Source organism: Arthrobacter sp. YAF17 (assembly GCF_052113365.1).
GTDB lineage: Bacteria > Actinomycetota > Actinomycetes > Actinomycetales > Micrococcaceae > Arthrobacter.
Map to the genome: position 1 here is coordinate 25,599 of NZ_JBFRDB010000008.1, position 18,426 is coordinate 44,024.

Genomic DNA, 18,426 nt, shown 5'->3' on the forward strand with positions numbered 1-18,426 from the left:
CTTGCTCCAACACAAATGGGCTGAACGGGGACCAAGAAGCGACCCGAACCATCGAAGGTATCTCTCCGGGCACCCACCACCCCACAAAGCGCAGCCAATCATGTCTCACACCCCGCCCGCCCGTTCAGACCGTCACGGAAGACGGTGGGCCGTCGAACGCCAAGCGCCAGAGGTGACTGCCCCAACTAGGGAACTAAGACGACCGCACCTGACTCGCCATAGGTCTGCCGATCTACTACGCCATCGTGGGGGTTCCATGAAGCCGATCTGAATCCCTCAATCCTCAAAGCCGGAGATTTCTCGAACTCCGTCTTGACGATGGTCACGTTGCCTTCAAGAATCAGTTCCCTTCCACCTTCAATCTCGATTTTGAGCCCATCCGGAAGATCCGCGGCGGAGGTGAGGGCGAAGAGGGAATCGAAAGGCCTCCCGTACCAACCGTCAGGTAGCACGGGGCCTGCACGTCCGTGCTTTGCGAAGAAACGCTCAACTATATGGGCAGGCGGACCAAGAGTCATCCAGGGCTTACGGGTCATAGGTCGATCCTACCGACGGGCTTCTTTCACCGGACCCGCACTCCCTCCGCCCGGCGATGTTCGTCGCAACGCCATTGTGAGGTTGCCGCAGTCCGCCCTCACGGTACGACTTTCGGCGGTAAATGGCGGCGTTTTCACAGCGTTATTTGGCGCGTGGTGCAGTCCGGGAGGAGATCCCTGTCTGCACCAATGCCGAACGCACGGTCTGGTCCCTATTACTCGGCTACCTCTGAATGGGCTCCTACAAGCCCACAAGTCGTGTAGCGCGGCCGAGGCTTGACGTCGTACTTGCATTTTGCAAGTATAGCCGCATGAGCCTTTTCATCACCTGCCCGGTTGAGAGCGTTGAGCGCGCGACCGCCTTCTATACCGCCCTCGGCTGGACCCTCAACGCCAAGATGTCCGATCACAACGTGTCGTGCTTTGCGATCGCGCCCGAGCAGTACGTCATGCTCGGCAGCCGTGAGATGTACGCGAGCGTCGGCGGCGCCGAGGAGCTGGTCGGCGGCCCCGACACCCCTTCGAAGGTCACGGTCTCATTCGACCTCGACAGCCGCGAGGCGGTCGACGAGCTCACCGAACGCGCCGGCGCCGCCGGCGGCCGGATCGGTGACACCGACGACTACCCCTTCATGTACCAGCGCCAATTCGACGACCCCGACGGCTACCACTACTCGCCGTTTTGGATGAAGCCGGACGCCGATCCGACCGCGTGAGCAAGCTCGCCGCGGCCCTCGACATCGTCGGAGCGCGGTGGGCCCTGCTCGTCGTGGAGCGGCTGCTCGACGGGCCACAGCGCTACGGCGATCTGCAACGCGACCTCGGAGTGCCGACCAACATTCTTGCGACCCGCCTGCGCGAGCTCGAGGCCGCCGGCATACTGTCCCGCCTGCCCCTCCGGCACAACACCCGGGCCTACGCGCTGACCGATCGCGGGCTCGCCTTGCGCGAGGCGATCGTCGCGCTAGCACGCTGGGGCGGGGACGAATGACCTAGGTGTGGCACGGAATCGCGATGCGCTCCGGCAAGCTCCCCGGCAGCTACGCCGCGCCGCCACCAGACTCTCCGCCACCCTGGTATGGATCAAATCAGACTCGACTAAACGGCCTAGGGGCGCCCCAGAAACTTAAAGCTTCTAAGACACCCGAACGGGCTGGGCACCGCGCACCCACTCCCTGTGAGTTGCAGCGGTGGTGGCCTCGTTTCCGCAGCGCTTTGTTGGCCGAGCGACAAGTCCCGTAGGCCCATCCTTTACCGGGCGGAAAGATTCCCCATGTGATGGTCGTTCCGAAGAAAGCCGTTGCCGGTTAGCGTCAGGGTGCCTCGTCGGCTTTCCAGGCAAGGCCAAGCGAGGCGCAGACGTCTTCATCACCGGGGATTACCGCGGCGCGGCCGTCACTCAGAACACATACCGTCAGTGGGTTCGGAACCGGGTAAGAGAAGTTCCGGTCATAGAGGTTGGGATGCGCCATGCCGTTCGGGCTCTTCGGGTCGAACGCGTGCTGAGCCCACAGGTCTCGACAGAGAGCCAACGCGTCCTCGATAGGAATCGGGTTGCGTTGCGTTGATGGTTCACCGACTCTGGTGCCTTCCCCCAGGGTAGCTGTTGTGCCGGGGAATTGGTTGCCGTTGAGCTCGGCACGTGCGAAGCAAGCGATTGAACTCTTATCCGTGACTGGCATTTGCAGCACGACGGCAGCTCCGGATACGGCCAAGGCGACCGCGACGCCCGACAGCACGATCTTTTTACCCTTGGTGTCTTGGAAGCGACGGTTTTCCGGGGTTCCGTCCTGGGCAACGTTGGCGAGGAGTTGTTCGATGGCTTTGCTGCGTTCCTCGTTGAAATGCTGTGGACGGGTGGTGTCATTCATGGTGTGCCCTCTTCAGGGGTCAGTGGAGTTGCCGGCAGCAGGCCGGCTTGTGGATTGAGCAGCTGTGACAGTTTGTGTTTGGCGCGCGAGAGCCGGGACTTTACTGTGCCCGGTGGGATATTGAGCAACTGGCTGACGTCGGCAGTACTCATCTCCTCCAGAACACAGAGGGCGATAATCTCCTGGTCTCTTCGACCCAGTGAGCGGTAGGCCTGGTGCAGGAGTTGAGACCGGCGGTCCTGGTCAACGGCGTCGGCTACCGAGTCGCCGTGATCCGGTGACGTCTCTGGCTGCGGCAGTTTCCGGATGAGTTTCTCATATCGGAGAGTGGACCTTAGGCGGTTTCTGGCAACGTTGGTGGTGGTCACCAGCAGCCAGCCGATGAGCGAATCGTTGACGAGCCGGACCTTCGATCTGCGGCGCCAAGCCTCGAGGAACACCATTGCAGTGACATCTTCAGCCTCATGGGGCGTTCTGACCAGGCGCAGGCTGTGACCGAATACCCTGTCCCGGTGGAGAACGAAGAGTGAAGCGAACGCGGAACCGTCACCTTCCAGGACCCGCAGCCACAGTTCGCTGTCTCTATGTGCCTTCCCTTGGTTCCCCATACCCATAAGTGTCCGGCAACTTCGTTTCGGTTCCATGGGAATAGGAGAATTTCTTATAGAGCACTCAAATCGTCCCGCAAGCCGGTCGATCTACGGCCGCCAATCCCGCTTCCAGCAACGGCGGTAGCGAGGGTGATTGTGATGTCCGGGCGGGAACCCTGACCGGGCCGAAAACTTGCCCCTTCAGCACCTGTCTCTACTGTGGCCAAGAATGGGCGGTCCGAAGGATTGCAACCCTGACCGGGCGGAGAATTCGTCTTCGGACGCCAGGACCAGAAGTCTTCCAGAGGGAATGCCGGCAATCGAAGGCCAGGTACCCCCGTCGGGCTGCTCCTAGGTCCGTCGGACCAGCAAGTAGCTTTGTGCGCAGACGGCGATGATCAGAATGGGTGCGAGGACGATCAGGGACCACTCGTCGAAGCTGAATCGAGAGCCGCTACCGGTTGCTTCCATCAGTTCGATATTTAGGCCCACGACAGTGCGGGCAGCCACTAAGACAAAGATCAAGGAAACCAAAATGGTCCCAGTCGGAAGAATTCGCCGAGACATGTTTTCCAATCCGGGGCAGGCCCCATTCCCGCATAGCTCCGTAACACCTTGTCGACCACCAGAATAGGGCAGATCTGCAGTCCATGGCATTGCTGCTGAGTCCCAAGGACCGTCGCATGTGAACAGACGGAGGCTGGGGAACGTCCGCGAGCCGAACGCTCTACGAGGACGCCTATGTAGTCACAAGCTGAAGCCGGATGAAACAAGAGTCCAGAGGGGAACAATAGCTGCGGCGATACCGAGCAAGGCCATGAGGCATCGAAGGACGACTATTTTCCGCTCAGGACGAATCGTGGCACTCGCTGCTAGCAATGCAGCGAATAGCCCAACAATGACAACGGTTCCCCAAATTGCGGGACCGACGCGGGCATCCGGAGCGCAGCTTGCCGGCGCAGGGTAGATTGCCGGGCAAATTGTCGGCAATTGTTGGGCGGTCCAAGTGAGCCACAGGGATGCACCGGCCACGAATGCCGCACCCACGGTTCTGTGCCAGACGGGACGGGACTCGGGTACGGCCGCAGGTGACATGAATTCACCGTACCCGCCTTGAGTGGGAGCTGGCAGGCTCGATGGCCGCCCAAATAGGATGCGCAGAGGGAGTGCGGTTTGAAGCGTGGCCCGATTGGGGAATCAGGTAGAGCAACTCCTTTTGGCCACCGAATTAGTGGCATGGTCCCGTTAGGGGTCTGTCCGGATTGACATTCAAGCCGTCCCATATGCCGGTTCTCCACCGGTCGCACACGCTGCTGAACTGCACCATTGCGAACTGGGGTCCATCAGCGTCCCGTAAGACCCGTCCGGTGAACTAATCGGTAAGGGGGTGCTATGTGACACACTATTTTCCATGTCAGTAATACTGGTCGGCTACGCGCGCGTGTCCACCGAGGCGCAAGACCTCACTGCGCAGCGTGATGCCCTGGCTGCCCTCGGCGTTGAGTCTGAACGAATCTATGTTGACCACGGCTTTACTGGCACAAACAAAAACCGAGCCGGACTCCGCGAAGCCCTGGCCGCGTGCCGGGCGGGGGATACCTTCGTCGTCACGAAACTTGACCGTCTTGCCCCTTCCGTCCGGGATGCCCACGAAATTGCAGATAACCTCGCCAACCGCGGAATCAAACTCAGCATTGGTGGCTCCGTCCATGACCCCGTTGACCCGATGGGCAAACTGCTGTTCAACGTGTTGGCGATGATCTCCGAGTTCGAAGCCGACCTCATCCGCATGCGCACCCGTGAAGGAATGAAGGTTGCCAAGGCCAAGGGGCGGCTACGAGGGAAACAGCCGAAACTCACCGTCAAACAGGAAAACCACCTCCTCGAACTAAACGCCGCGGGGGAATATAGCAAGGCCGAGCTGGCCGAGCTGTTTAGCGTCGGTCGCTCCACTGTGTACCGGGCAATTGAACGCGGAAAACGTAGGGCGGCCGAAGCAAGACGCCCCTGAGAATCGGGTGCATAGGAGTGCTGAGCGAGGGGTGCGAAGCGCGCAGGAATTACTGAAAACTCATCGCTCAATACTGGCCTGCACAACCTTGGAATCACGCGGGACGCTGCGCAGGGGAGTACTGAAAAAACAGGCAGCTAATGTGGCGGTATCGCTGAAGAACGGGCGTCCGCCTAGTTTTGCCTCCAGCGGTATTCGTTCTCCGGCCGGCCAGGCGCGCCGTAGCGGGCCGTCCGGGTGACCGTGCCGGCGTCGGCGAGGTATTCCAGGTAGCGCCGCGCGGTCACCCGGGACATGCCCAGGGCATCCATGACCTCGCTGGCGGACACGGCCCCGGCCTGCAGCTTCATAAAGTCCTGCACCGAGTCCAGCGTGGACGCGGCCAGGCCCTTGGGCAGCGGCAGCTCGGAGGGGGCCCGCAGGCTCGCGAAGGCCTGGTCCACGTCGCTCTGCGAAGCCCCGGGACCGGCCTGGCCGGCTGCGGGGGAGGCCAGTTGCTCCCGGAACAGCCGGTAGCTGGTGAGTTTGTCCGCGAACGTGGCGAACGTGAACGGCTTGATCAGGTACTGGACCACCCCGGTGGCCACCGCGCTCCGCACGATGTTCAACTCCCGGACGGCCGTGATGGCGATGATGTCCGCGAACAGCCCGGCGGCACGCATCCGCCGCGCGATGTCGAGGCCGTGCAAGTCCGGCAGGTTCATGTCCAGCAGCACCAGCTCCACCGGGGTGCCCGCCGCCGCGAAGTCCGTCATCAGCCGGAGTGCGGACTGCCCGTCCGGGGCAGAACCGGCCAGCGTGAATCCCTCCAGCCTGCCGATATAGGCGGCGTGTGCTGCCGCGGCGATGGGTTCGTCTTCGACGACGAGTACACGGATGTCGCTCATTGCTGTCCCTCGGTGGTCAGTGAGCCCGCCGGTGACGCCGGCGGCTCTGTCGGCGAGGCAGCGGGCAGTGTGACGCGGAACAGCGCCCCGGCCGGGCTCGTGATGGTCATGGTACCGCCGAGCCGCTGAACCGCCTGGCGGACCAGGGCCAGGCCGAGGCCCCGCCCGAACGGGCCCGGGGACTTGGTGCTGAAGCCGTGCCGGAAGATGTCGTCCACGGCCTGCGGATCGATCCCGGGCCCGCTGTCCTCCACCGTGATCTCCAGTGCATCGCCGGACGCCTCCACTGTGAGCTCCACGAGCCGGGGCGCCGGCGCCTCCGCGGCGGCGTCGATGGCGTTGTCCAGGAGGTTGCCCAAGATCGCCACGAGGTCCTGCACCGCCAGCCCGGTCACAGGAGCGGGCCCGTGCCCGTTCCCTCCGGTGTTGAGGGTCAGCTCAACTCCCCGTTCGTGGGCCTCGGCGGCTTTGCCCATGATGAGGGCGCCGAGCACGGGCTCCTCGATGGAGCTCACAAGGTCATCGGTCAGCCGCTGGCTGAGCTCAAGGTCCTGGGTGGCGAAGTCCAGGGCCTCCGTGCCGCGTCCCAACTCCATCAGGGACACGATGGTGTGCAGCCTGTTGGCGTGTTCGTGGGTCTGGGCGCGGAGGGCATCGGAGAGCGTGCGCATGGTCTCCAGCTCGCTGCCGAGCGACTCGATCTCGGTGCGGTCCCGGATCGTGGCCACGGTCCCGTAAACCTGTGTCCCCGGGCGTCCGCCGGCGGAGCCGGGCCCTACGGCGGGCCCCTGGTTGACCACGAGGATCCGCGGGCCGGTCAGATGGATCTCATCCAGCGCGGTCCGGCCCGATTCGAACAGCTCCCGAAGGCTGGGAGCCAGCGGGAGGTCAGCGAGCGACGGCGCCTCCTGCCGCCCGCCGTCGGCAGCTGCACCGTCGCCGTCGGACGTGCGGGGGGTGAGGCCCAGCAGTTCAGCGGCCTGGTCGTTGTACATGACCACCTTGCCCTTGGGATCGATCAGGATGACGCCTTCGCGGACGGAGTGGAGGACCGATTCGTAGTAGGCGAAGAGCTGGGCGAGCTGTTCCGGGCCCCAGCCGCGGGTGACCTGCCGCAGATAACGCCCCAGGAGCCAAGACGCCGCCGATCCGCCCGCGAGCAGGGCCAGGCCGATGGCTACCAGTGCCGGCAGCCTGCCGGAGACGGCGATATCGACGGTGCTGACGGTTACCCCCGCCGCGACGAGAGCCCGCACCGTGCCGTCCGCATCCTTGACCGGGGCGATGGTGCGGACGGAGGGTCCGAGCGTGCCGGACGTGATCTCGGTGAAGACCTGGCCGTTCAGGGCAGCATCGATGGAACCGATATAGGGTTTGCCGAGTTCCTCGTCCCGGGGATGGGTCCACCGCGTGCGGTCCGGCGCCATGATCGTGATGAAATCCGCGCCCGCGTCTTGCATGACCTTGAGGGCGTACGGCTGCAGCAGGGCCGTGGGATCCGCGGCGCTCGCCGCGTCCAGCACGAGGGGGTTGTCCGCCATGGTGGTCGCGACGGCGGCCATCCGCCGGCCTGCCTCGTCGTAGGCGTGGTCGCGGGCATCAACGAACGTGGCCGTGCCGACGACGGCGGTCAGGGCCAGCATGAACAGCAGGTGGGCCACAAACAGCCGTCGGGCGATGCTCCAGCGGTGGATCATCAACACCTTCCATGACCAATATGAACGCAACGGTGATGCGCGTCACTCCATCCCCAATGATGGTGGAACACGCAGAACGGACGTGATGGGCCCACAGCCTGTGCCGCACCGACGTCCCCAGCCTATCCAAGGAGAACACCATGGCCTCTCAACGAGGAGAGTCAACGGCCACGGCCGCGACGCCGGTCAAGAAGCGCAAGGGGCTCGACAAGTCCCACTATCTTTACATCGCGGTCATCGCCGCCGTTATCCTGGGCGCCCTGGTCGGGTTGCTTTTCCCTGAGTTCGCCAAGTCCTTGAAGCCCCTCGGTGACGGGTTCATCAAACTCATCAAGATGATGATCGGCCCGGTCATCTTCTGCACCATCGTCCTGGGCATCGGCTCGATCGCGAAGGCGGCCACGGTCGGCAAGGTCGGCGGACTGGCGCTGGGCTACTTCATGGTGATGTCCACCTTCGCGCTGGCCATCGGACTCGTGGTCGGCAACCTCATCCACCCGGGCGAGGGCCTCAAGCTGGCACCGTACGATCCGAACAAGAAGGCGGCCACGGACAGCACGGTCGACTTCCTGCTGGGCATCATTCCGGGCGACATTCCGGTTCTGCCCACCCTGCTCGCCGCGCTGCTGGTTGGCTTCGCCCTCCAGCAGATGGGCAAGCAGGGCGCCCCGATCCTCAAGGCCGTCGGCTACGGCCAGGCCCTCGTCTTCCGCATCCTGGTCATGATCATGTGGCTGGCCCCGGTCGGTGCCTTCGGCGCGATCGCCGCCGTCGTCGGTGCCACCGGCATGCAGGCCATCCTCAGCATGGCGACCCTGATGGGCGCGTTCTACGTCACCTGCGCTTTGTTCATCGTGGTAATCCTGGGCGGCCTGCTCAAGATCGTCGCCGGCGTCAACATCTTCCGCCTGATGAAGTACCTCGGCCGCGAATACCTGCTGATCTTCTCCACCTCGTCCTCCGAAGCCGCCCTGCCGCGCCTGATTGCGAAGATGGAACACCTAGGTGTGTCCAAGCCGGTCGTCGGCGTCACGGTCCCCACCGGTTACTCCTTCAACCTCGATGGCACCGCCATCTACCTGACCATGGCCTCCTTGTTTGTCGCCAACGCCATGGGCACGCCGCTGGACCTCGGTGCCCAGGTGTCCCTGCTGATCTTCATGATCATCGCCTCCAAGGGCGCTGCCGGTGTCACCGGCGCCGGCCTGGCCACCCTGGCTGCCGGACTCCAGGCCCACAAGCCGGAACTGCTCGGCGGCGTCGGCATGATCGTCGGCATCGACCGCTTTATGTCCGAGGCCCGCGCGCTGACCAACTTCACCGGCAACGCTGTTGCCACCGTGCTGATCGGCACCTGGGTCAAGGAGATCGACGGCGGACGGGTCGAGCAGGTCCTCGCCGGCAACGAACCCTTCGACGAGCAGACCATGATCGCCGGCCACGGTACGCATGATGCTGCCCCGGAAGCTGCCGCTGAGCCCGCCCGCCCGGTTCTGGCGAATGCCTGATCCGCAGCGGCATTGAGGCGGCAGCGAATCTAAGCTGACGCTGCACGACCCAGGAAAGCCGCCCGGACGCCGCCAAGCGTCCGGGCGGTTTTTGGTGCCGGAAGTGCAACCTTCGACTTCTACCAGAAGGTTGAGGCTCAAATATTGCCCGCTGTCAAGGTCCATGGAATACCGTGTCGGGCGCTGTAACCTTGGGAGGAATAAGCTCGGCTTGATCTCCAAGGCTTGATCTCAAGAGCGCAGTGAGCACGCAGGCAGCAATATCAAGCACGACAATCACCGTCATCGAAAGTGTGGATAGATACGTGAGCAGCGAACAGGGTTCAGCAACTCTGGAAGGCACCGAACTCGATCTGGAAGACGCCGTCATGGGCCCCACCGGGCGCCCTCAACGCGACTTTCCGGAGCCCGCGCCGCTGTCATCCCACGGCCCCGCGCGGGTTATCGCCATGGTCAACCAGAAGGGCGGGGTGGGTAAAACCACCTCCACCATCAACCTTGCCGCCGCGCTTGCCGAATACGGCCGCCGCGTGCTCCTCGTCGATTTCGACCCGCAGGGCGCCCTCTCCGCCGGCCTCGGCATCAACCCCCACGAGCTGGATCTCACGGTCTACAACGTCCTGATGGACCGCAAGGTCGACATCCGCGACGCCATCCACAAGACCGGGGTCGAAAACGTCGACCTGCTCCCCGCCAACATCGACCTCTCCGCTGCGGAAGTTCAGCTCGTCAACGAAGTGGCCCGCGAGCAGGTGCTGGACCGTGCCCTCAAGAAGGTCGAGGACGATTACGACGTCGTCCTGATCGACTGCCAGCCCTCCCTTGGCCTGCTCACCGTCAACGCGCTGACCGCGGCCCACGGCGTGATCATCCCGCTCATCTGCGAGTTCTTCGCCCTGCGCGCGGTCGCTCTGCTGGTGGAGACCATCGACAAGGTCCAGGACCGCCTGAATCCCCGGCTGCAGGTCGACGGCGTGCTCGCCACCATGTACGACGCCCGCACCCTGCACAGCCGCGAGGTGATCTCCCGCCTCGTGGAGGCATTTGGCGACAAGGTCTTCGAGACCGTCATCAAGCGGTCCATCAAGTTTGCGGACGCCACCGTCGCGGCCGAGCCCATCACCAGCTACGCCGGCAACCACATCGGCGCGGACGCCTACCGCAACCTCGCCAAAGAGCTTATTTCGCGCGGCGGCGCGCCCTAGCCAGGGTCGTGGCAGGGGCAAGGACCCCGACGGCGGAGCCCGCGCCGGCGGACATGGAGGACGGCGCCGGGACAGCGGCGGAAAGCACAGCTGCAGACGCGCTACAGCCGGAGGTACAGGCTGGCAAGAAACCCGGCTTTGAGGTCCGGCTGTCCAACTTCACCGGACCGTTCGATCTGCTGCTGGGCCTGATTTCCAAACACCAGCTGGACATCACCGAGGTGGCGCTGTCCACCGTCACCGATGAATTTATCAAGTACATCAAAGGGCTCCAGAAACTGGGCGAGGAGTGGGCCCTTGATGAGGCCAGCGAATTCCTTGTCATCGCCGCCACCTTGCTGGACCTCAAGGCTGCCCGGTTATTGCCGGCCGGCGAGGTTGAGGACGAGGAAGACATCGCCCTGCTCGAAGCCCGCGACCTGCTCTTCGCCCGGCTCCTGCAGTACAAGGCCTTCAAGCAGGTGGCGGGCATGATGGGGTCCACCCTCGAGCTCGAAGCCGGGCGGTATCCCCGGCAGGTCGCGCTGGAGGGCCACTTCGCGGCGCTGTTGCCGGAACTCCTCTGGCGGCATACCCCGCAGCAGTTCGCAAGCCTGGCCGAGGCCGCGCTCAAGCCCAAGGAGGCCGCGCGCACCGAGGTCGGCCTCGCCCACCTCCACGGCACTCCCGTCAGCGTGAAGGAGCAGGCCGAACTGCTGGGCCTACGGCTGCAGCTTGGCGCCCCGCTTACGTTCCGGGCGCTGATCGCCGACGCCGAATCCACGCTAGTCGTCGTGGCTCGCTTCCTGGCGCTGTTGGAGCTGTTCCGGGACAAGGCCGTGGCCTTCGAACAGCTGCTCCCGCTGGGGGACCTGACGGTCCGCTGGACCGCCGACGGCGACGCTTGGAGCAGCGAGAACCTGAGTGAAGAATATGAGGAGCAGCCGTGAACGAAGCACCCGACGCCGGTCCCGGCGCCAGCAGCCTTCCCGACACCAGCAGCCTTCCCGACACCAGCAGTCTTCCGGGCGGCGCCCATGCGGCCCTCGAAGCCGTCCTGATGGTCATCGACCAGCCGGCGACGGCGGTCGAGCTCGCCGCGGGGCTGAACTTGACGGTCGACGTCGTCGAAGGGCTGCTCGCGGAACTGCAGCGGGAGTATAACGGCTATACTGTTAATGCCCCGGATGTGGACGATGCCAGTTTCGCTAGCAATAGTGCTGGCTTCAGTGCCACCGCCCGGGGTTTTGAATTGCGGAGTATTGCCGGAGGCTGGCGGATCTATTCGCGCGCTGAGTTCGCTGACATTGTCGGCGGATTCGTGCTTGAAGGACAGACAGCCAGGCTGACGCAGGCGGCGCTCGAAACGCTCGCCGTCATCGCTTACCGCCAGCCCGTATCGAGGGCGCGGGTGTCTGCAATTCGAGGAGTCAACGTTGACTCTGTCGTGCGGACGCTGACGCAGCGGGGGCTGATCGAGGACTCGGGAACTGATCCCGAATCCGGGGCCATCCTGTACCGCACGACGTCGTATTTCCTGGAGCGAATGGGAATCGGCTCGGTGGCGGAATTGCCGCAACTTTCACCCCATCTTCCGGGGCTCGAAGGCATCGAAGAGTTCTACGACTCAGGAAGAATGTAGGCAGGAACAACTGCCTGCGCAGGAGTATCCACCGGGGCAGAAGCTTTTTGCCCCAGCCGGCGGGTGCTGTCGGGAGACAGCGGCCGTGGCCAACAAACGAAGGACGGGTCATGACACAGGCGGGACGCCAGGGTTCACCACGTAACGGTTCGGGACGCAACAGCGCCGGACAAAATTCAGCGCAGGGCTCAGGCCGCGGCGCACAGGGCGGCGCCGCCCGCAGCGGCGGAGCCGACTACAAGGGCGGCTCGAGCCGCGGCGCGCAGGGCGGAAGCCGCAGCGGGGGAGCAGGCTACAAGGGCGGCGGCGACCGCCCCTTCAAGCACCCCAAGCCCCGCGAAGAGGCCTTCATCGATCCGGACCTGCAGGGACCCGACGGCGCGCCCTCAAGCCGGCCGGCCTCCGGGGACTGGAAGTCCAAGGCGCCCTCCGGCAAGGAGGCTGCCCGCAAGGCTGCCGCCCGCAAGCCCGGCTTCGGCAAGACCCCCGGCACGCCGGGAGCGCTCAAGCCCAAACCGCGCGTCGGCGCCGGAGCGGCCAAGGCCACCGGTTCCCGCGCCTTCGGCAGCGAACGCTTCGGCCAGAACCTCGGACCCGTGCGCAAGCCGGCCCGCAAGCGCGGACCCCGCGCCGAGGTACCCCAGTCTGACCTGCACGACCAGGACGGCATCCGCCTCCAGAAGGTCATGGCGTCGGCCGGCGTCGCCTCGCGTCGTGTCTGCGAAGAAATGATCGCCGAAGGCCGTGTTGAGGTCGACGGGCAGGTCGTCACCGAGCTCGGCGTCCGGATCGACCCGAAGACCGCCGTGGTCCACGTTGACGGTCTGCGCATCCAGCTCGACGAGAACATGGTCTACATGGTGTTCAACAAGCCCAAGGGCGTTGTCTCCACAATGGAAGACCCGGACGGCCGGCCCTGCGTCAGCGACTTCGTCCGCAACAACCACGGCGAACGCCTGTTCCACGTCGGACGCCTCGACGTCGCCACCGAGGGACTGCTGCTGCTGACGAACGACGGCGAACTCGCCAACCGCCTGACGCACCCCTCCTACGAAGTCCCCAAGACCTACCTTGTCCAGGTCCGCGGGCCGTTCCCGCAGGGCATCGGCGCCGAGCTGAAGGCCGGCGTCGAACTCGAAGACGGCATCGCTTCAGTGGACTCCTTCCGGCTGGTGGACTCCACCCCGGGCCACGTGCTGATCGAGGTCGTGCTGCACTCGGGCAAGAACCGGATCGTCCGCCGTCTCTTCGACGCCGTCGGCTTCCCGGTGCTTCGCCTGGTCCGCGTGAAGGTCGGCCCCATCGGCCTGGGCGACCAGCGCCAGGGCAGCATCCGCAACCTCGGCAAGCAGGAAGTCGGCCACCTGCTGGCATCCGTAGGGCTGTAAGGCATGTCCGCCTTTCGCACCCACGGCCGCGGCCACCTCAACGGTCCGGTGGTGGTCGTGGGGACCGGGCTCCTGGGCACCAGCATCGGGCTGGGGCTGCGGGGCCGCGGAGTGGCAGTCTTCCTGTCCGACCCTTCGCCCACCAACCAGGCCGTCGCCGTCGACATCGGCGCGGGCCTGCCTTTGGCGCGCCTCGACGGCGAGCAGCCTGAACTCGTGGTGGTCGCCGCACCGCCGGATGTCACCGCGGATGTTGTCCAGCGCGCCCTCACGGACTACCCCGAGGCAACCGTCGTGGACATCGCCAGCGTCAAGGCCGGCATCCAGGCCGAGCTGCGCGAACGCGGCGCCGACCTCGGCCGCTACGTGGGCACCCACCCGATGGCGGGCCGGGAAAAGTCTGGTCCCGTCGCCGCCCGTGGCGAACTCTTCACCTCCATGCCGTGGGTCCTGTGCCCCTCGGAGGAGACCCTGCCCCAGGCGCTGCAGGCGGCGCGTGCCCTGGCCGGCGACCTCGGCGCGGTCGTCTCCGAATTCGGGGCGGAGGAACATGACGAGGCGGTGGCGCTCGTCTCGCACGTGCCCCAGGTGGTGTCCTCCCTCGTGGCCAGCCGACTGCAGGGCACGCCCCTGCATGCGCTGTCCTTGGCCGGCAACGGTCTGCGGGACGTCACCCGGATCGCGGCCAGCGACCCGACCCTGTGGGTGCAGATCCTTGGCGCCAACGCAGAAAAGGTCGTGGAGATCCTGCACGGCGTCCGTGAGGACCTCAACCGGCTCATTGGGACGCTTGAGAACCCAACGGCGCCCGGTGCCCGGCTCGATCTTGCCCAGCTGATCAGCGAAGGCAACGCCGGGCAGTCCCGCATCCCGGGCAAGCACGGCGGACCCCCGCAGGCGTACTCCTGGCTGACCGTCCTGGTGGACGACACGCCCGGACAGATCGCAAAGCTCCTCACGGAGATCGGCGAGATCGGCGTCAACCTCGAGGACCTCCGGCTGGACCATTCCTCCGGACAGAACGTGGGCATGGTGGAAATCTCCGTCCTGCCCAACAAGCACGAACTGCTCATCGAAGCCCTCAACGACCGCGGATGGCAGGTACTCCAGTAATGACCCAGGAACTTATCGAAACCGTGGACATTCTCCGCCCCGGGAAAAGCCTCGTCGTCGCCATCGACGGGCCGTCCGGATCGGGCAAGTCCAGCGTCAGCAAAGAGGTGGCACGTCGGCTCAGGCTGGCGTACCTCGACACGGGCGCCATGTACCGTGCCCTGACCTGGTACTGCCTGGACAGCGGCACGGACCTCGAGGACGCAGCCGCCGTCGAGGCCGCCGCGGAAAACCTGCCGCTGGAGATCAGTACCAGCCCGGCGGAGGAATACGTTCGGGTCGGCGGCACCGACGTCACGCTCGCGATCCGGGAGCCGTCCATTTCGGCTGCCGTCAGTGCCGTCGCCACCACCCTGGGCGCCCGCACCGAACTGATCCGCCGCCAGCGCGTGCTGATCGAAAAGCACCACCGCCGCATGGTGGTTGAAGGCCGGGACATCACCACCGTCGTCGCGCCCCACGCGGAAGTGCGGATGCTGCTCACGGCGAGCGAAGAGGCGCGCCTGCGCCGCCGGGGCATCCAGCTCGGCGGCAGCCAGAACGCCGAACAGCTCGCAGCGCAGGTCACCCAGCGCGACGCGAAGGATTCGACCGTGGTGAACTTCACCCGGGCCGCCGACGGCGTGGTGACGCTGGACTCCTCGGAGCTCGACTTCGCCGAAACCGTCGAGGCCGCACTCAGCATCGTGAACCGCATCGCCAACCACCAGGACCTCAACCGTGACTGACGCCCGGCAGGATGCACAGACTCAGGACCAGTCTCCGGCGCAGTCTCCGGCCCGGGCCACGGTGCCGGCCCTGTGGACCACCGTCTGGAGCAGGCCCGTGGGCTGGGTCCTGAACCACGTCCTCTACCGGACGTCGGTCACCGGACGCTCCAACGTCCCGGCGGCCGGCCCGGTCATCTTCGCCGGCAACCACATCAGCTTCCTGGACGGACCGGTGATGTTTGGGGCATCGCCGCGTGCCATGCACATCCTGGTCAAGAAGGAAATGTTTAAGGGCTTCCTCGGCCGTGTGCTCCAGGCCTCCGGCCAGCTGGCGGTGGACCGCACGGGCGACCGGGCGGCCCTCCTCACCGCCAAAAACGTGCTCGACGCCGGACGGTGCGTCGGCATCCTTCCCGAAGGGACGCGGGGGAGCGGCGAAGCCTCCGCCATCAACAAGGGCGTCGCCTGGCTCGCGCTGAACTCCGGCGCGACCGTGGTCCCTGTGGCCATCCTCGGCACCCGGACCGGCAGCGAACACCTCGACGCCGTTCCACGGCTGCGCCGCCGGCTGCACGTCAGCTTCGGCGGGGCCCTCAACGTCAGCCGCCGGCCCGGCGAGACCGGGCGTGTTTCAATGGACAGGGCCGGAACTGAGATCCGCGCCGCGCTGGCCCGCCATGTCCAGGACTCGATCCAAAGAACTGGGCAGCCCTTGCCCGACGCGGATTCCCCGCAAGAACGTCATGAAGCAGTAGCCGGGACGCCGGCAGATCACCCCATAAGGAAAGTGCAATGAGCGATACGACTCAAACCTCCGGCCCGTTCGGCGCCGGCGAAGACGAATACACGCCCACCGGCACGGACCAGGTGGCCGAGCACCTCGCCGCCCTGGACGACGAGGAAGCAGAGCTCCGCGCGGCCTCCCTCCGGGCCGGCCTGGACGATTACGATCTGGATGAAGACGACGCAGCCCTCCTGAGCGGCGACTACGACGACGAGGACTTCGACGGCCCGGTCAAGCTTGACCCGGTCCTGGCCATCATCGGCCGGCCCAACGTGGGCAAGTCAACGCTGGTGAACCGTATCTTGGGCCGCCGCGAAGCCGTGGTGGAAGACACCCCCGGCGTCACGCGTGACCGTGTCATGTACTCGGCCACCTGGAACGGCCGGAACTTCACCCTGGTCGACACCGGCGGCTGGGAGCACGACGCCCGCGGCATCCACGCCCGCGTTGCCGAACAGGCCGAGATGGCCGTGGAACTCGCCGACGCCGTGCTGTTCGTCGTCGACTCCGCCGTTGGCGCCACTGCCACGGACGAAGCCGTCGTGAAGATGCTCCGCAAGTCCAAGAAGCCGGTCATCATTGTGGCCAATAAGGTGGACGACTTCGCACAGGAAGCGGACTCGGCAACGCTCTGGGGCCTCGGCTTCGGCGAGCCGTACCCGGTTTCGGCACTGCACGGACGAGGCGTTGCCGACCTCCTGGACCACGTTATGGACACCCTCCCCGAGTTCTCCACGATCGAGGGCCTGGAGCGCTCCGGCGGTCCGCGCCGGATCGCGCTGATCGGGCGTCCGAACGTCGGCAAGTCCTCGCTCCTGAACAAGCTGGCAGGTTCCGAGCGCGTAGTTGTGGACAACACCGCCGGCACCACGCGTGACCCGGTCGATGAGTTCATCGAACTCGGCGGCCGCACGTGGCGCTTCGTGGACACCGCCGGCATCCGCCGCCGCCAGCACATGGCCCAAGGCGCTGACTTCTACGCCTCGCTGCGCACGCAGAGCGCCCTCGAAAAGGCCGAGGTCGCCGTCGTGCTCCTCGCAGTGGACGAGGTGCTCAGCGAGCAGGACGTCCGCATCCTGCAGTTGGCCATCGAATCCGGCCGGGCCCTGGTTCTCGCGTTCAACAAGTGGGACCTGCTCGACGACGAACGCCGCACCTACCTGGAACGCGAAATCGAACAGGACCTCGCCCACGTGGCATGGGCGCCGCGCGTCAACATCTCGGCGCTGACCGGGTGGCACAAGGACAGGCTGGTCCCTGCCCTGGACACCGCCCTGGAAAGCTGGGACAAGCGGATCGCCACCGGCCGGCTCAACGCCTTCCTCGGCGAACTCGTCGCCGCGCACCCGCACCCCGTCCGCGGCGGCAAGCAGCCCCGCATCCTCTTCGGCACCCAGGCGTCCAGCCGCCCGCCGAAGTTCGTGCTCTTCACCACCGGGTTCCTGGACCCGGGCTACCGCCGCTTCATCACCCGCCGGCTCCGTGAGACCTTCGGTTTCGAGGGCACACCGATCGAGGTCAACATGCGTGTCCGGGAAAAGCGCGGCAAGAAGCGTTAATTCCGACACAGTTGCCCGTGACATGCTGAAAGTGTCACGGGCACCCTCCGGAATCGTGTAAGCTTTTCAAGGTGGTTCGGCCGGACTGCTCAGATGAAATCCACTGGATACCAGCGGGCGGCATCGGGAGCGGAGAACGGCGGAACCAGCGGGCTGTAGCGCAGCTTGGTAGCGCACTTGACTGGGGGTCAAGGGGTCGCAGGTTCAAATCCTGTCAGCCCGACCATAGAAACAGCAGGTCAGAGGCCGTTTCCGGAGAAATCCGGAAGCGGCCTTTGCTGTTTAACCGGCCGTGGTGGCCTCGGGCATGGCCTCGGGGAAGGACTCACGTAGTGCCGCAAGCAGCCGGCCGAAGATGTCATCCTCGCTTCCCAGGCCGTCGACGCTCTGGAGGATCCCGCGCTGTAAGTAGGCGGAGGCCACGGGCGCTGTCTCCTGCTGGTAGAGCTCCAAACGGTGCCGGATGACGTTCTCGGTATCGTCGCTGCGTCCGGTCATGGTGGCGCGGTGGAGCAGCCGCCGGACGAGTTCGGCGTCGTCAACCCGCAATTGCAGGGCAACGTCCAGCTCCTGCCCGCTGGCGGCAAGGATGACGTCGAGTTCAGCCAGCTGTGCCGTGTTTCGGGGATACCCGTCCAGGAGGAAACCGCCCTTGACGTCGCTGTGGTTCAGGCGCTCACGCACCACACGGTTTGTCAGGGTGTCGGGTACCAGGTCGCCCGCATCCAGATGCCCCGTGACTTCCCGGCCCAGCGGCGTCTGATTCTTCACGTGGTCACGGAAAGCCTCTCCGGTGGACACCCCGGTGATGCCGAGGCGCCGGGACAGTCGCTCGGCCTGGGTGCCCTTGCCGCACCCCGGGGGTCCCATAATCAGCATTCGCATCGTTGAGGCAACTCCCTATGGCGGCGTACACAAGCGTCCTTGTATCGTGTCCGCCCGGAGG

18 protein-coding genes and 1 tRNA gene are annotated in these 18,426 nt (G+C 65.3%); 13 read left to right on the forward strand and 6 right to left on the reverse strand.

The genetic code is table 11. The features are described from left to right. Nucleotides 1-185: 185 nt before the first annotated feature. The gene (locus tag AB4Y67_RS08315; RefSeq protein ID WP_441405313.1) at nucleotides 186-536 is read right to left on the reverse strand and encodes a hypothetical protein; all 351 of its coding nucleotides are present in this window, start codon (nucleotides 534-536) and stop codon (nucleotides 186-188) included. A gap of 311 nt (nucleotides 537-847) precedes the next feature. Between AB4Y67_RS08315 and AB4Y67_RS08320 the strand changes: the two genes are divergently transcribed. Continuing rightward, nucleotides 848-1,252 (forward strand): VOC family protein, encoded by a 405-nt coding sequence (locus AB4Y67_RS08320; protein ID WP_441405314.1) that lies wholly within the window; start codon nucleotides 848-850, stop codon nucleotides 1,250-1,252. Beyond that, nucleotides 1,249-1,527, forward strand: a complete 279-nt coding sequence (locus AB4Y67_RS08325) for a winged helix-turn-helix transcriptional regulator (protein WP_441405315.1) — start codon at nucleotides 1,249-1,251, stop codon at nucleotides 1,525-1,527. The genes AB4Y67_RS08320 and AB4Y67_RS08325 overlap by 4 nt, the downstream gene beginning before the upstream one ends. Nucleotides 1,528-1,849: 322 nt before the next feature. On the opposite strand, the gene AB4Y67_RS08330 is transcribed toward AB4Y67_RS08325, so the two are convergent. Both AB4Y67_RS08330 and AB4Y67_RS08335 read right to left on the reverse strand, forming a co-directional pair. Next, the gene (locus AB4Y67_RS08330; RefSeq protein WP_441405316.1) at nucleotides 1,850-2,407 is read right to left on the reverse strand and encodes a hypothetical protein; all 558 of its coding nucleotides are present in this window, start codon (nucleotides 2,405-2,407) and stop codon (nucleotides 1,850-1,852) included. After that, nucleotides 2,404-3,015, reverse strand: coding sequence for an RNA polymerase sigma factor (locus AB4Y67_RS08335; RefSeq protein WP_441405317.1), 612 nt, complete (start codon nucleotides 3,013-3,015; stop codon nucleotides 2,404-2,406). The genes AB4Y67_RS08330 and AB4Y67_RS08335 overlap by 4 nt, the downstream gene beginning before the upstream one ends. A 1,393-nt stretch (nucleotides 3,016-4,408) precedes the next feature. Here AB4Y67_RS08335 and AB4Y67_RS08340 point away from each other — a divergent pair. Beyond that, the gene (locus AB4Y67_RS08340; RefSeq protein ID WP_441405318.1) at nucleotides 4,409-5,008 is read left to right on the forward strand and encodes a recombinase family protein; all 600 of its coding nucleotides are present in this window, start codon (nucleotides 4,409-4,411) and stop codon (nucleotides 5,006-5,008) included. Between the two features lie 173 nt (nucleotides 5,009-5,181). Here AB4Y67_RS08340 and AB4Y67_RS08345 read toward each other — a convergent pair whose 3' ends face one another. Together AB4Y67_RS08345 and AB4Y67_RS08350 are read right to left on the reverse strand one after the other, a co-directional pair. After that, complete coding sequence (locus tag AB4Y67_RS08345) at nucleotides 5,182-5,895, reverse strand: response regulator (RefSeq protein ID WP_441405319.1); 714 nt, start codon at nucleotides 5,893-5,895, stop codon at nucleotides 5,182-5,184. Further along, nucleotides 5,892-7,592, reverse strand: a complete 1,701-nt coding sequence (locus AB4Y67_RS08350; RefSeq protein WP_441405320.1) for a sensor histidine kinase — start codon at nucleotides 7,590-7,592, stop codon at nucleotides 5,892-5,894. The genes AB4Y67_RS08345 and AB4Y67_RS08350 overlap by 4 nt, the downstream gene beginning before the upstream one ends. 140 nt (nucleotides 7,593-7,732) lie before the next feature. On the opposite strand from AB4Y67_RS08350, the gene AB4Y67_RS08355 reads away from it, so the two are divergent. From AB4Y67_RS08355 to AB4Y67_RS08400, 10 genes are all read left to right on the forward strand, one after another. Beyond that, nucleotides 7,733-9,100, forward strand: coding sequence for a cation:dicarboxylate symporter family transporter (locus AB4Y67_RS08355; RefSeq protein ID WP_441405321.1), 1,368 nt, complete (start codon nucleotides 7,733-7,735; stop codon nucleotides 9,098-9,100). 305 nt (nucleotides 9,101-9,405) lie between these two features. Further along, entirely contained in the window at nucleotides 9,406-10,305 is a 900-nt protein-coding gene (locus AB4Y67_RS08360; RefSeq protein ID WP_056431118.1) for a ParA family protein, read from the forward strand. A gap of 8 nt (nucleotides 10,306-10,313) precedes the next feature. Then, nucleotides 10,314-11,234: a segregation and condensation protein A gene (locus AB4Y67_RS08365; protein WP_441405322.1), complete on the forward strand. Its 921-nt coding sequence runs from the start codon at nucleotides 10,314-10,316 to the stop codon at nucleotides 11,232-11,234. Between the two features lie 110 nt (nucleotides 11,235-11,344). Then, a complete protein-coding gene (gene scpB / locus AB4Y67_RS08370; RefSeq protein WP_441405388.1) occupies nucleotides 11,345-11,926 on the forward strand; it encodes an SMC-Scp complex subunit ScpB in 582 nt (193 codons plus the stop codon). Between the two features lie 110 nt (nucleotides 11,927-12,036). Then, nucleotides 12,037-13,314, forward strand: a complete 1,278-nt coding sequence (locus tag AB4Y67_RS08375) for a pseudouridine synthase (RefSeq protein WP_441405323.1) — start codon at nucleotides 12,037-12,039, stop codon at nucleotides 13,312-13,314. A 3-nt stretch (nucleotides 13,315-13,317) separates the two neighbouring features. Beyond that, nucleotides 13,318-14,427 (forward strand): prephenate dehydrogenase, encoded by a 1,110-nt coding sequence (locus AB4Y67_RS08380; RefSeq protein ID WP_441405324.1) that lies wholly within the window; start codon nucleotides 13,318-13,320, stop codon nucleotides 14,425-14,427. Further along, entirely contained in the window at nucleotides 14,427-15,155 is a 729-nt protein-coding gene (gene cmk, locus AB4Y67_RS08385) for a (d)CMP kinase (RefSeq protein ID WP_441405325.1), read from the forward strand. Before AB4Y67_RS08380 ends, cmk begins: the two co-directional genes overlap by 1 nt. A 97-nt stretch (nucleotides 15,156-15,252) precedes the next feature. Continuing rightward, on the forward strand, nucleotides 15,253-15,933 hold the full coding sequence (locus AB4Y67_RS08390) for a lysophospholipid acyltransferase family protein (RefSeq protein ID WP_441405389.1): 681 nt from the start codon (nucleotides 15,253-15,255) through the stop codon (nucleotides 15,931-15,933). Continuing rightward, nucleotides 15,930-17,480 carry a ribosome biogenesis GTPase Der gene (gene der, locus AB4Y67_RS08395; RefSeq protein WP_441405326.1) on the forward strand — a complete coding sequence of 517 codons (1,551 nt, stop codon included), beginning with the start codon at nucleotides 15,930-15,932 and terminating at the stop codon, nucleotides 17,478-17,480. Before AB4Y67_RS08390 ends, der begins: the two co-directional genes overlap by 4 nt. 149 nt (nucleotides 17,481-17,629) lie before the next feature. Then, nucleotides 17,630-17,706, forward strand: a tRNA-Pro gene (locus AB4Y67_RS08400). Nucleotides 17,707-17,762: 56 nt separating this feature from the next. Here AB4Y67_RS08400 and AB4Y67_RS08405 read toward each other — a convergent pair. Beyond that, on the reverse strand, nucleotides 17,763-18,359 hold the full coding sequence (locus AB4Y67_RS08405) for an adenylate kinase (protein WP_441405390.1): 597 nt from the start codon (nucleotides 18,357-18,359) through the stop codon (nucleotides 17,763-17,765). Nucleotides 18,360-18,426: the final 67 nt, after the last annotated feature.